The sequence below is a fragment of the Chitinophaga niastensis genome, from assembly GCF_003014755.1.
Classification (GTDB): Bacteria; Bacteroidota; Bacteroidia; order Chitinophagales; family Chitinophagaceae; genus Chitinophaga; species Chitinophaga niastensis.
The window spans coordinates 324,419-338,035 of the sequence record NZ_PYAW01000004.1; the positions used below are offsets into that span (position 1 = coordinate 324,419).

Here is a 13,617-nt window from a genome sequence, read left to right on the forward strand (position 1 = left end):
GGTAATAGCCATCCATCTGTATTCCGTGTTAAGTAAAAGCATTACATGATGCAAAGCAAGTTAATAGCCTGGTTCACCATCATTCTGCTGATTGCAGGAGTGAAGGGGAAAGCACAGCAAAATGTACAGTTCAGTCAGTACGCATTTAACGGTCTGACAGTAAATCCGGCTTATGCCGGTTATAAGGAAGACTGGTACGTGAATAGCGTTTACCGTCATCAATGGGCAGGTTTCCCCGGAGCACCGCGTACAGGTGGCATATCTGTGGATGGTCTGACCAGTGCTCCGGATAACAGGGTAGGTGTAGGGTTGCAAATGATGTTTGATAAAACAGGCCCACAGGAAGCGCTCTCCCTTTATGGTTCCTATTCCTATCGTATTCCACTGGATGAGGAAGATACCCGTCGGCTTTGCATTGGCCTGGGTGGCGGTGTAACTCAGTATTCAATTGATGGTAACGCATTGCAATATGTCGATAATAATGATGATGCAATCCCCATAGGAAAGGTAAGCCGCTGGGTTCCTGATGCACGGTTCGGTATTTACTATTATACCCCCTCTTTTTATCTCGGCGTTTCAGTCATGGATCTCTTTTCCCTGTATACTGATGGCAGCAGGTATTCCTGGAAGGGGAACAGTTATGAAACTATCCGCAAAACACAACATGCATATCTCACCGCAGGCACCGTATTGAATCTTTCTGACGACCTGAAACTAAAACCTACACTGATGCTGAAGGAGGATTTTAAAGCCCCTACCAGCCTGGATCTGAATGCATTCCTGCTGATCAGTGAAAAGTTGTGGGTAGGAGGTTCATATAGAACAAGCGTGAAATTATGGAATAAAAATAACCTCGACTCACGCCTGCAACAGGTGAATGCTGCCAGTGTAATTCTTGAGTATTATGTGGGCGACCGTTTTCGCTTTGGTTATGCTTATGATCTGAACGTGAACAAAATGGCCGGCTATCAGGCTGGATCTCATGAAATATCCATAGGCGTGTTGTTCCCTTCCAAAAAGTATAACATTAGTAATCCGCGTTATTTCTAATGGGCCACCTTAAATAGTTTAACCTTGAGATACTATCATCTTTATTTCGGTAAAAAGTTGTCAGGTACAGTATATGTGCTGGCGCTTTCTTGTTGGTTGCCGTTTTCCCTTTTTGCACAGGAGCAAAAAAGTGTGCTGAAAATGGCGGAAGAGGCCTACAGCAGGCAGGAATTTGCAATAGCGGCTGGTCTGTATGAAAGGCTGGTACATAACAAAGGTAAGCATGTACACACAGAACAGTTGTTGAAACTGGCCACTTGTTACCAGGAAGTGGGACAGTTCAGCAGAGCTGGCAGCTGGTATGCAAAAATAACATCCCTGCCTGATTGTCCGGCAGAGGCGTGGTTTGCCTACGGGGAAGTGTTAAGAAACCAGGAATTATACAGCGAAGCAAAATTACAATATGCACTTTTTAATACTGTAAAAGCAGATAGTGTGCAATTAAAAGAGATGGTGTTAAAAAGTTGTGACAGTGCCCTTGCATGGAAACAACAGCCTCCTGTTATAGCACTGAACGCGTTCAACGCATTGAACACTGAGAACTCTGAAGTGATAAGTGGTGTGGTAAAAGAAGGGCTGTTACTGGTGGCAAACGGTTACCAGAAAATGTTACTGAATGGTGCTGTGGAAAATCATCCGGCAGATGACAAACGCACGCAACAGCCTTATTATAAGCCATACATCTTTAAGCAATACAGTACAGATGGTTCCAATATTTTCCTGGAAGCGCTTTTCCCTCAATTGTTGGGCAAATACCATTATCATGTAGGTCCTGTTTGTCTGAATAAAGCGGAAGATACTTTATACGTTACGATCAATGAGCAGGATAAAGTATTGCCAGATAGCCGGAAAGGCCCTGTGAGCGGTATACGCAGACTTTTTATTTACCAGTCATTCAAACACGATGGTGTATGGAGCCAGCCTGTGAAGTTACTACTGATTAACCAGGATGGTTATTCTTCCAGTCATCCTGCATTGACTGAAAATGGTAGTTTACTGTATTTTGTTTCCGACAGGCCGGGAGGATATGGTCAGACAGATATCTGGTACAGCGAAAAGCAGCAGGATGGCACCTGGGGAGCCCCGGTAAATTGTGGACCTGATTTGAATACTATTGCCCCGGAAGCTTTTCCCACTATCAACGAAGAAGGAGTATTATATTTTTCCAGTAAAGGATATGTAGGCATGGGTGGATATGATATCTACCGGGTTAAGGGAAGCGGCTCTCACTGGGAGCATCCTGTGAATATGAAGCCTCCTTTTAATACCGGGGGTGATGATATCGGCTTTATTCTGAAAGGGAATGGATATGAAGGGTTTCTGTCTTCCAACCGCCAGGGAGGGAAGGGTAGTGATGATGTTTACACCTTTACAGACGCTCATTACTTTGAGAGAATAAATGATCACATTCCCCCGGTTGTAACATCCGGTAATAAACCAGGCAGAGATAGTGCCGTTAAAGGCGGAACTGATAAAGTGATCGTGAAGCATGAACTCACTCCTGAAGAAGAAAAAGATAAAATGGAACTGGAGAAATTCCAGTTCTTCTATGCTTATAATAGCACAGAGCTGCTTACCGAATCGCGCCGTATACTGGATTATGTTGCAGGTATCATGAAAAAGCATCCACAGTGGAAGCTGTTGGTAATATCTTATACGGATAGTCGCGGTACTGATGAGTATAACAAAGACTTGTCATCCCTGCGTTGTTATGCTGTGATCAATTACCTGGATAATAAAGGAATATCCCCTGTCCGCATTTATTACAGGAATATAGGGGAGCAGGCCATCATCAACGGTTGTAAGGACGGCGTGCCTTGTACTGAACAACAACATAAACAAAACAGACGATCTGAGTTGAAGGTATTATATTAAGCAATGGATTATAATAAGCGATATTTCTATTATCTCAATGGCATAACGGATAAAAGTTGAATTCGGATAAAAGAATGTGCCAGCCATTATTGGCCGGCACCTGTTTATCATTTGCCAATCCCTGTCTGAGGCTAAAACTGAATAGTAGTAATTGTAATACAGGCGCAACTATATAACTCCACTATCTTTGTGCCCGCTAAAGAATAGACAAACAACACAATAGTGAATAATTAAGTATTTTTTTGGTTTTTCATAGGATATGGTTAAGAAAAAGAGGTGCTATTCCTGGCTACCTCTATTTTTTATTATAGCAGATGCTCATAATTGCACCTGCACCACTTTTCGAAGGAGTAGACGGGCATCTGCCAATTAGAGCGGTTCAAAGCGGGCCTGGAAGAACCGGAGATATTTAGGCTCGTAAACCATTTTTAACCCGCTGATATTATTTCTATTCTCATACACTTTAATAGCGATTTCAGCTGCCAGCGAAATATGCAGATTGGTATATACCCGTCTTGGTATTGCCATTCTCACCAATTCCATTTTCGGAAATATGTGTTCCCCTGTATTTTGATCGCGGCCGGCTGAAACGATTCCCCTTTCCATCGACCGGATGCCACCTTCTTTGTAAAGCGCTATGGTTAAGGCTTGTGCGGGAAATTCCAATTGAGATAAATGGGGTAGGAAAGCAGTAGCATCAATATAAACACCATGTGTGCCCACCGGCAATACAATGGGTACTCCTCCATCAAGCAATTTTTTGCCCAGGTACTGTACCTGTTTAATTCTGGCGGAGATATGTTTTTCATTCACAGATTCAGTGATTCCAATTGCCATCGCTTCCATGTCTCTGCCGGCCATTCCTCCATAAGTATGCAGCCCTTCGTAGAGTACCACCAGGTTGATTGCCTCTTCATAGAGTGCCAGATCATTGAGAGCCAGGAAGCCGCCTATGTTTACCAGTGCATCTTTTTTACCACTCATGGTAGCTCCGTCAGTGAGCGCGCATATTTCCCTGACGATGGCAGCTACCGGTTTATCGCTGTAACCTGGTTCGTACTGTTGTATCATATAAGCATTCTCCGCAACGCGGGCCATATCGTGTATTATTTTTATGCCGTGTTGCTGTGTCAGCTCCCTTACCTGTTTTAAATTTCCAAGTGAAATGGGTTGTCCTCCGGCCATGTTCACGGTAGTGGCAATGCTTACGTAGGGTATGTTAGCCGCGCCCACCCTTGCTATCAGGTCTCTCAGTTTCTGCAGATCCACATTGCCTTTGAATGGGTATGAAAGTGATGGCTGATGCGCTTCATCAATAATAATATCTGCAAAGGTGCCTCCCGCCAGCTCCTGGTGGGCACGGGTGGTGGTGAAGTACATATTTCCCGGAATGTAGGTGCCTGGCCTTATGAGCATCCTGGCAATAATATGTTCTGCACCTCTGCCCTGATGTGTAGGCACGACGTAGTTATAACCATAATATTCTTTAACTACACTTTCAAGATGATAAAAGTTACGACTCCCTGCATAAGATTCATCGCCCAGCATCATGCCAGCCCACTGTTGTTCGCTCATCGCTGAAGTACCACTATCTGTCAGGAAATCAAGGTATACATCATCTGATCTCAGGTTAAAAACATTATAGCCGGCTTCCCTGATAAACTGTTCCCGCTCTTCCCTGCTTGTTACTTTAAGATGTTCAATCATCTTTATTTTATACGGCTCTGCTGTCATTTCATTATCATCCATAGCCAATGATTTAGTGATGTATTGCCATTAAATTTTTTCTCCTTCCACGATACTCAATTCGGTCAGCCCAATATCCACCACCCGCAAAAATCGCAGCCCGGCCTGTTCATACAGGCTGCTGAATTCTTCCTTTGTACGCTCATATCCACCGGTAACAACCAGCATATTTACATCCATCAGCTTCCCTCCATGTGGCAGGTTGCCCTGGGGAATAACGGCATCTATTGCCAGTATTTTACTTCCGGTCTTCATCGCATTACTGCAGGCACGAAGTATCTTAAGTGCATCTTCATCGTGCCAGTCATGCAGAATATATTTCATCATATAGGCGTCTGCTCCCGGCGGAACCTGTTCAAAGAAGTTACCGGCTGCTACGCTGCATCGCCCGGCAATATCGGGGATGGCTTTAATTCTTGCTGCTGTTTGCTCCACTACATAAAGTTCGTCAAACACAATTCCGTTTAATCCGGGAGTGGCTTTCAATACGGAGAACATTAGTTCTCCATTGCCTCCCCCGATATCTATCAATGTTTTAAATGTGGAAAAATCATATTTTTCGGCAACTGCCTGGTTCATAACCTGGGTTAAATCCGTCATCGCTTTCATGAAATTGAGCCCTTCTTCCGGATGGGTTTTATAGTATTCCCAAAGATTCATGCCGTGGTAATGATCAAATGCAATTTTCCCTGTTTGGACACTATATAATAACTGACCCCAGGGATTGTAAAAATCGCCGAGTTCTGCCAGTACGAAGGCTTTCAGGCTACCCTGTACATTGCCCCTCAAAGCAGTAGCAGCTTGAGTAATACTGAAAGTACCAGGTGCAGACTCTTCAAAAATGCCATCACTGGCCAGTGTTCTTAACAATCTATAAAGTGAAGGGCGATGTGTAGCCGTTATTTCGGCGAGTTCATCTATTGTTTTGGGACCGTCTGAGAGAATATCGGCAATGTTAAGCCGGGCAGATACATAAACACAACATGAAAGCCAGTGATTGGTAATGTACTTTAATATTCTTTCTGATTGCTGACGACTGGCAACAGCCGATGTTGAGGGATTAGTATTATCCATATTGAAAATTTTTTGATGAGAAAAAAAGGGTATTTCAGGTAAACAAAAAGGTAGATTTTTCCAAAGTTTGTTGAGAAAAGATGCTTTATAAAATAAAGTGCATGTTTATAGGTGCCGCCCTATAAATTCAACCGGTTAATTGAAGAGGGCAACATGCAGGAATACTTTTTCTGCCGCAAGCAGAAATAATCATCATCGCGTCGTTTTCAAAGATATTTTGTTTCACATGAATCTACACTTCAGTTCTTGTGGTGCAGCAATGGGGTATGAAAAATCAGTGGTTATTTTATTTTTTAGCAACTTTCAACACACGCCTTGAAAGCCTTATTGTAAATGGCTAAATCGGGAAGGTTTGCGCGTATTTTCAGCAATTTGTATAAGTCTGCATGGGGGGATAACAGGTAGCAACGGCATGCGCTACCTTGATTGTCTTCATTTTTCCTTTTTACACAATTGATTCTACCAGCAGCTGGTTCCCCTGCTTATCGTAATAGGAGATAGTGGCGTTACAAGTATCTATTGTCCATTTCTCTATACCACTTTCCGCTAAGCCTCTGGACATTGTTATATAATTAGTTTTTCCTTCTCCGTGCAAAGAGAGATGCCGTAGAAAACTTTCTTTATCACTATTGTCTGCAACGGGCAATTTTTCATGAACAGGTGCTGATTCAATATGGTATCCATTTGATCCAAAGTATTGAGAGTGCCCATCAGTCAGATACGAATCGTACTTTTCAACACCCAGTAACTTAAGCGCTGTCACATAATTTAAAAAGTTCTTCATCGTACCCAGTTTTTCGTGTACATCATTTATCTGTTCGATAGTAAACATGATTAATGTATTTTTTAGCTGTTATAAACTTAAACAATATAAATTAAAAGGCCCTTTCCTCTTTTATGCCTTCTATCCTTCTTTATATTCTATTTGTAACTTGCTTTAATTTAGCAAGCTTTTTAAGACCATTTATAAACTGGTTCGAGACTTGGACCACAGGGGCACGACCAAATTTAGAAGCCCTCAAATCATTGGATTTGAGGGCTTCTAAATCCTAAAATACCGGGCTATCGATTTAGCCTATTTTCTGGCCAAGGATCTTTTCTATCACAGCTTGCGCCACATCTTTTGCAGAGGCAGGATTTTGTCCTGTAATAATAAGGCCGTCCTTAATAATATGGCTTATAAAAGGAGCTTTCTTATTAAAAATACCGCCTTGCCTGATCAACGCCTCTTCCAGCATAAATGGAATAATTCTATTTACATGATGCTTCTTGATGACCTCTTCCTCTGTGGTAAAACTGGTGAGCTTCTTACCCTCCACCAAATATTGACCACTGGATAGTTTTACATTCAATAAGGCAACCGGCCCGTGACACACAGCAGCAACAATCTTACCTTTTTCATAGGCTTTCGACACTATATCCTTAACCAGCGGATGATCCACCATATCCACCATTGGGCCCAATCCGCCAGGAAAGAAAATACCATCGTAAGCATCTATATCAACATTTTCCAGTTTATGACTAAAATTCAGTCTTTTAAACCCGGGTCCATTTCTAAACAGCCGACTATTGGTATTATTTTCTTCGTAGCCATCTTCCGGAGGTGAACCGCCCGTTGGACTGGCGAAATCCACTGTAAAACCAGCTTTAGTAAATTCCCAATAAGGATCGGCTATTTCAGAAAATTCGTACCCTGTTGGAATATGATCCGTTCCGATCCTGTCAACAGAAGTCACGATGAACAATATGTATTTCATAAATGAATTTGGCCAGAGTAATGGGGCCCGAATAAATACAGTAATTATTCAGGCCCCGTTCAGTTTTATATGATGGTAACCTTAATAAGCCACGTCCGCCTTGACAGCCTCGATCAGCTCAACATTATTGTATGCCTTTCCGTGAATTCCCCAGGAACCATCCACTGCATGAACAACGTTTACAAAGACATTTTTCCGGGATAATGTGCTATTGGATAGTTGAACTACAATGTCAGTAGCTTCCTTTACATAGTCATTCAGAATCTGCTGGCTGGAAAAACCAAAGGACGGAACTTTCCATTCAATAAATACAGCAGAAACCTGAGTGCCACCTGAAAAGATAAGATCGGGTGAAACCAGATTGAGGTGGCCTATTACTACAGGCGTCATAAATTTATTCCCGGCTAATCCATGCAATCTCAGCATTAGTGCGGACAACTCCGGTACTACTTTCTTTTCATTTTCTGGCGTAAAAATACCTTGAGTGGCAATTACTGTAAGCGGCATAGTTAATAATTTTTAAATAATTGAATAATATTGTTGATTAACCATGCAAAGATGAGGAGATGAAAAATCCTAAAAGTTGTCATAAGACAACATTCTTAAGGGTAGTCTTATTTACTTGAGGTGGAGTTTATTTCTTTGCATATTTTGATTATTTTCTTCCTACTGTAAGAATTTATTCCATTAATAGTACTAATAAGATAAACAATAGACCATGACAGAAAATGAACAGCATCATATTTATGAAAAATGGCTTGGTCAGCATAAAGCGCTAATCTTTAAAATAGTTAGAGCTTACGCATTTTCTGCTATGGATCAGGATGATCTTTTTCAGGAGATTATCATTCAAATATGGCATTCCATTCCATCGTTCAGGCATGAGGCTTCCGTAACCACCTGGTTATATCGTATCTCACTCAATACAGCTATTAAATGGACAAGAAAGGAACGAAAATATTATCATGCAGATAACCTTGATAATGTACAGCACATCTTACAGGAACACAGCATACAGATGGATGAACGACTGATCTGGCTCTATGAAGAAATTTACAAACTCGATGCAATTGATCGCTCCATTACCTTATTACTGCTGGATGGTTTTAGTTACAAAGATATAGCTGGCATACTGGGCATTACGGAGTCAAATGTGGGGGTGAAAATTAATCGCATCAAAAAGTATTTGATCACTAAATCAAAAAAGCATTATTACCATGGAATTTGAAGAACTACAAAAAATATGGGACTTACAAAACAGTCAGCCCCTCTATACCATCAATGAAAAAGCATTGTACAACCGTATTGCGGCAAAAAAGAAGCAGGCCCTGCATATTACCAATACAAGTGAGTTACTGTTAATCATTGTATATATCGGCTCCGCAAGCTTCATTCTTGGTATGAATTTATCCGGGCAGCACGGAAATATATTTATGTTCCTGATGGCAGCCTGGATATTTATTATCGCATTGTATCTATTGATGAGCCGGATCCGCAGAATAAAAGGGAGTAAGCGGTTTGACCGATCTATTGGTGGCGATCTTAGTCACGCCATTTCAACAGCTACTTATCAGGTTCGTCTTTCACAACTTATGCGCTGGAACATGCTGCCAATTGGTATACTAGCCCTTCTTGGAGTTGGAGAAGGAGGGAAACCGGCTTGGGTAATCGTACTGCTACTGATTTTCTTTGCCTTCGCCTACTATGCCGGTGGTCTGGAACACAGCATTTACAAAGCGAGAAAGCGTGATTTGGAAATATTGCAAAACAAATTGAAAAACGAAGCATCAAGCGGTGATGACTCATCTGAATAATCCTTCACTCACCATGTTAAAATGAACGCCTGATCCTGCATCTTTTTCAATCGGACCCCATATTGCTGGCCTGGATTCGAGTGATAAGCAGTCTGTATTGTAGCGGAGTTTTGCTCTTTAATTTGAGGAACTGCTTATGGAAATTGGCGATGGTATTGTAACCGCTTTCATAACAGATCTCCAGCACTGGCTTTTGGGTTTCTATGAGCAGGCGGCAGGCATAACCTACTCTTATTTCATTCAGGAAATCGATGTAGGTCTTTTTGGTACTTCGTTTAAAATAATTGCAGAAGGCAGGTACGCTCATACAGGCAATGGCAGCCACCTGCGAAAGCGAGATGGGATCTTTAAAAGAATCAATTGTAAATTGAAAGACTTTATCAATGCATGTTGTATCCTTATGGCTTTGGGGTTTCACCTCCTGTGTCAATATTTTATTAAACTCTTTTGCAGTCGCTATTATTTCAAGGCATTCCCCTAAGATCAGTATGCGCCGGAAGCTGTCGGCAGCCTCTAATGCTACGATCAACGGCTGTATTTTTTGTTTACAATTACCTGTTATTTTCAAACCGTACTGCGATGTCTCCAATAATTGCCTGATGGATCTGCATTCCGGGATTTGCATAAAGTCAGGCCCCCAGAAATCTTCCCGGAACTGCACCACAACGGCACTGGTTATTAATTCGGGTTCTCTTTTTTGAAAGGTATGGGGTAGGTTGGCACCTAAGAAATAAACATCACCTGTCTCAAACTCACCCACATGATTGCCGATGAAACTCAGGCCTGAGCCTTCGGTGAAGAGGATGAGCTCATATTCAATATGCTGGTGCCAACCTACTTCAAAATGCGGCGTGCGAAATGTTTTAGCCAAAAATGAGGTGTTTTCATTAAGCGGTAATTTCTGAACAAGTGGCTTCATGACTGGACTATAATTATGCAATTTACTCGTTTCTTCTTTAGTAATGATTAAAATAGTTTAGTTTTTAAATAGTAAAGTAGAAGGGTTCCCGGATTCAGACGTTTAATTTTGGCACCTGGTAAAATGTTAATTACGTGATAGTATTTAAGAAATATTCCTATGCAGGGGCATTTCTTTTTTAATAAAATGTTTTTATTTATGCATTTGGCACTAAAATTCCACTTTATGTTTTAGCCACACATTTCTATGTGTGGCTTTTCAATGGATGGCATGTATTGCCCCAAAGTACGCTTTAACTCCCTGTGATAGCACAAGGATATGCGTTTGTGGGAAAAAAGGATCAGGACGAATAGTTGTTTTCATTCCGTTTTAATAATTCAGTACTTGGTATGATTGCCGCTTTATTCATCAGACTGGTAGGAGGGGATGCAGAGAAAGCGTTGGAAGAACTGCACCACCGCTACTATCGCCCGCTGTTAAGGTTTGTGGATGCTACGATAAATTGCCGGGAAGTGGGGGGCCTGCTAATCAGTACACAGAGTTTTTTCCTTACATTAACAAGATATGGTTTGGAGAAAGTTTCGATTACAATAACATGTCGCCGGCTAACTGGCTGGTAGAGGCATCAGGTATTCCGTTCGGACTAATGGGCGACATGCTGCAAGGTGGCGGCAATCCATGGAGAGGAATGGTGTATGGCATGACGGTGCGCTATCCCTGGAATACGGAAGGTGTGAGCTGCGATCCCAGGGATATCTGGAAAATATGGGACGAATTTGGAATTGAATCTGCTAGGATGATTGGATATTGGGAAAAAAAGTGTCCTGTTAAGACAAGTCATCCCGGCATTTATGCCACCATCTATCAAAAGGAGAGTAAAACGCTGATTGCTGTTGCAAGCTGGGCTGAGCAACCAATTAAGTTTTCATTTCAGTTCGATTGGAAGGCGCTGGGAATTGATCCTGAAAAAGCAATCCTGATAGCTCCTGAAATTAAGAATTTCCAGCATTATACTATTTTCAAACCCGGGGATTCAATTCCGGTTGAACCTAAAAAAGGTTGGTTATTATATATCCAGCGGAAAAATCAATAAAATGAAAAAACATCCTTGTGGTTGATTCCAGCAATTTGTATAGCAAATTTTAATTATCTTATTCCCGGACTGGATTCAATCTTTAATCAGAAATTATGAAAGTAATAAAACTGTTTTTTTTGTTGTTAGTATACAGCATTGGTGCTTTTGCTCAAAGTAATATAGCTGAAATTGGCCCAATCGGATTGTTTAAAAATAGCTGGACAAAGCCGCCCGCGCATATCCCAAATGATGTTTCGATTGATGCTCCTTTAATGGGAAACGGGGATGTAACAATGAGTGTGGGTTATAAAGGAGATTGTTTACGTTATTACTTATCCAAGAATGATTTTTGGCGGTTGCGGTCACAATCTGATAAATTGTCGGGGCCACGCGTAGTTGGCTTTGTTGATATCAATATGGAAGGGTTTAATGATGCAGATTTTTCTGCCGAACAGTTTATCAGGAACGGTATCACCACTTGCCTGCTGAATAAAAAGGCACAAAAGCTCGAAACAAAATCATGGGTATCGGCAACAGACAACCTGATCTTTATTGAATTGAGCGCAATAGATAAAGCAACAAAAGTTTCCATAAATTTAACAGCCCCGGAAAACAAACAGGCGAAATTGAAAACCGGTAAAGCAGGTGATATTTGTTGGCTTACCCGGGCTTTTTCAGATAGCGTAGATATTCCAACTGAAGTGGCCGTTGCATTAAAAACCATCAATTATACAGGTAACATTATTGAATTGCAGCCAGGCAAAAAATTACTCATTGCCCTGGCTATTGAAAGTAAATTCAAAAAAGCAGCACCATTGGAATATGTATTGAACCATATAAAAAAAGTCAATAAAAATACTGTTGTAACCTTCCTGCAACAGCATAATAAATGGTGGGACGCATATTGGAATAAATCTTCCGTAACTGTTGAAGATACTGTTTTGATGAAAGCTTATTATCAGGGACTTTATACAATGGCAGCTTGTAGCCGGGATATAAAATTTCCTCCGGGAATATTTGGTTGGACAGTTACTGATACTCCAAGATGGAATGGCGATTATCATTTGAATTATAACTTTCAGGCGCCATTTTATGGCTTGTATGCAGCCAATCGTTTGGAACAGGGAGCGCCACATGATGCCCCGCTTCTTGATTTTATGCCGAGAGGAGAGTGGTATGCAAAAAATGTAACAAATACACGGGGTATTTTATATCCTGTGGGTATTGGTCCGATGGGTATTGAAGTAACCAGAAACCATCCGAATCATACTGAAATACTGGAACAAGAAGGTTTGTTCTTCGGACAACGTTCCAATGCTGCTTACGGACTGATAAACATGGCTCAGCATTGGCGTTGTACTTATGATAAAGAATATGGTAAAAAGATATATCCGTACGCTTTGGCTATTGCAAATTTTTGGGAAGATTACTTACAATTTGAGAACGGCAGATATGTTATTTACGGCGATGCCATTCACGAAGGTTCCGGAAAAGATAAAAACCCGATTTTATCGCTTGGGCTCATTCGAAATGCTTTCAACCTGGTTATTGATTTGAGCGCAACATTGAAAGTAGATGAAAACAGGCAGGAAAAATGGAAGGATATTTTAACCAAACTCAGTGATTTCCCGGTTCAAATACGAAATAGCAAAAAAGTATTTCGTTATACCGAAGAAGGAGTTGATTGGTGGGCCAATAATGGCTTAGGCATTCAACAAATTTATCCCGCCAATGCCATTACACCTGACAGCAAAGAGGAATTGCTGACAGTGGCCCGTAATACCATTGATGAAATGAAACGCTGGCAGGATATGAATACCAGCAACAGTTTTTTCGTTGCTGCAATCAGGGTAGGATATGATCCTTCTGTTATCATCAATGAGTTACATAAATATGCTTTGCATACCTATCCCAACGGCTTTCAATTAAACAATCCGCATGGTATAGAAAACAGTTGTACCATAGCTAATGCGCTCGATGAAATGCTTTGCATGAGTGCAGGTAATGTAATTCGTTTGTTTAGTGGTTTTCCAAAAGATAAAAGTGCAGGTTTTAAAAATATAAGGGCGTGGGGTGCCTTCCTGGTTTCTGCCCGATTGACAAATGGAGTAGTTGCTGATGTTAAAATTTTAAGTGAACAAGGGATGTTATGCACTATTATCAATCCATGGCCAGATAAAAAAGTGCTATTAATAAGAAATGGGGAAAAGGCTGAAATATTTGATGGTAATAGTATTTCTTTTAAAACAGCAATCAATGAAACGATAGCACTAAAATCAATATAATCTCAAATCAGGAATAAGGATG

The 13,617-nt window shown here is 41.1% G+C and carries 13 protein-coding genes; 7 read left to right on the plus strand and 6 right to left on the minus strand.

Features of this window, described 5'->3' with window-relative positions:
• Positions 1 to 45 precede the first annotated feature (45 nt).
• Together CLV51_RS20165 and CLV51_RS20170 are read left to right on the plus strand one after the other, a co-directional pair.
• Positions 46 to 1,050 carry a PorP/SprF family type IX secretion system membrane protein gene (locus CLV51_RS20165; RefSeq protein WP_211302064.1) on the plus strand — a complete coding sequence of 335 codons (1,005 nt, stop codon included), beginning with the start codon at positions 46 to 48 and terminating at the stop codon, positions 1,048 to 1,050.
• Between the two features lie 24 nt (positions 1,051 to 1,074).
• Entirely contained in the window at positions 1,075 to 2,925 is a 1,851-nt protein-coding gene (locus tag CLV51_RS20170) for an OmpA family protein (protein ID WP_146151332.1), read from the plus strand.
• Between the two features lie 369 nt (positions 2,926 to 3,294).
• Here CLV51_RS20170 and CLV51_RS20175 read toward each other — a convergent pair whose 3' ends face one another.
• The 5 genes from CLV51_RS20175 to CLV51_RS20195 all read right to left on the minus strand — a co-directional run bounded on the left by CLV51_RS20175 (position 3,295) and on the right by CLV51_RS20195 (position 8,009).
• Positions 3,295 to 4,674: a tyrosine phenol-lyase gene (locus CLV51_RS20175; RefSeq protein WP_211302065.1), complete on the minus strand. Its 1,380-nt coding sequence runs from the start codon at positions 4,672 to 4,674 to the stop codon at positions 3,295 to 3,297.
• Between the two features lie 27 nt (positions 4,675 to 4,701).
• Positions 4,702 to 5,745: a methyltransferase gene (locus CLV51_RS20180; RefSeq protein WP_106529884.1), complete on the minus strand. Its 1,044-nt coding sequence runs from the start codon at positions 5,743 to 5,745 to the stop codon at positions 4,702 to 4,704.
• Positions 5,746 to 6,190: 445 nt separating this feature from the next.
• Positions 6,191 to 6,577, minus strand: a complete 387-nt coding sequence (locus CLV51_RS20185) for a DUF1398 domain-containing protein (RefSeq protein ID WP_106529885.1) — start codon at positions 6,575 to 6,577, stop codon at positions 6,191 to 6,193.
• A 238-nt stretch (positions 6,578 to 6,815) separates the two neighbouring features.
• A complete protein-coding gene (locus tag CLV51_RS20190) occupies positions 6,816 to 7,502 on the minus strand; it encodes a type 1 glutamine amidotransferase domain-containing protein (RefSeq protein WP_106529886.1) in 687 nt (228 codons plus the stop codon).
• Positions 7,503 to 7,583: 81 nt separating this feature from the next.
• Entirely contained in the window at positions 7,584 to 8,009 is a 426-nt protein-coding gene (locus CLV51_RS20195; protein ID WP_106529887.1) for a 4-oxalocrotonate tautomerase, read from the minus strand.
• Positions 8,010 to 8,220: 211 nt separating this feature from the next.
• On the opposite strand from CLV51_RS20195, the gene CLV51_RS20200 reads away from it, so the two are divergent.
• The gene (locus CLV51_RS20200) at positions 8,221 to 8,730 is read left to right on the plus strand and encodes an RNA polymerase sigma factor (RefSeq protein WP_106529888.1); all 510 of its coding nucleotides are present in this window, start codon (positions 8,221 to 8,223) and stop codon (positions 8,728 to 8,730) included.
• The gene (locus tag CLV51_RS20205; RefSeq protein ID WP_106529889.1) at positions 8,720 to 9,316 is read left to right on the plus strand and encodes a hypothetical protein; all 597 of its coding nucleotides are present in this window, start codon (positions 8,720 to 8,722) and stop codon (positions 9,314 to 9,316) included. The genes CLV51_RS20200 and CLV51_RS20205 overlap by 11 nt, the downstream gene beginning before the upstream one ends.
• A 46-nt stretch (positions 9,317 to 9,362) precedes the next feature.
• On the opposite strand, the gene CLV51_RS20210 is transcribed toward CLV51_RS20205, so the two are convergent.
• The gene (locus CLV51_RS20210; protein ID WP_106529890.1) at positions 9,363 to 10,235 is read right to left on the minus strand and encodes an AraC family transcriptional regulator; all 873 of its coding nucleotides are present in this window, start codon (positions 10,233 to 10,235) and stop codon (positions 9,363 to 9,365) included.
• A 389-nt stretch (positions 10,236 to 10,624) separates the two neighbouring features.
• Between CLV51_RS20210 and CLV51_RS28945 the strand changes: the two genes are divergently transcribed.
• The 3 genes from CLV51_RS28945 to CLV51_RS20220 all read left to right on the plus strand — a co-directional run bounded on the left by CLV51_RS28945 (position 10,625) and on the right by CLV51_RS20220 (position 13,595).
• A complete protein-coding gene (locus CLV51_RS28945; protein ID WP_146151333.1) occupies positions 10,625 to 10,855 on the plus strand; it encodes a hypothetical protein in 231 nt (76 codons plus the stop codon).
• Positions 10,789 to 11,328, plus strand: coding sequence for a glycoside hydrolase domain-containing protein (locus CLV51_RS20215; RefSeq protein WP_245898873.1), 540 nt, complete (start codon positions 10,789 to 10,791; stop codon positions 11,326 to 11,328). Before CLV51_RS28945 ends, CLV51_RS20215 begins: the two co-directional genes overlap by 67 nt.
• A gap of 95 nt (positions 11,329 to 11,423) precedes the next feature.
• Positions 11,424 to 13,595, plus strand: a complete 2,172-nt coding sequence (locus CLV51_RS20220; RefSeq protein WP_106529892.1) for a glycosyl hydrolase family 95 catalytic domain-containing protein — start codon at positions 11,424 to 11,426, stop codon at positions 13,593 to 13,595.
• The last annotated feature ends 22 nt before the right edge of the window (positions 13,596 to 13,617 follow it).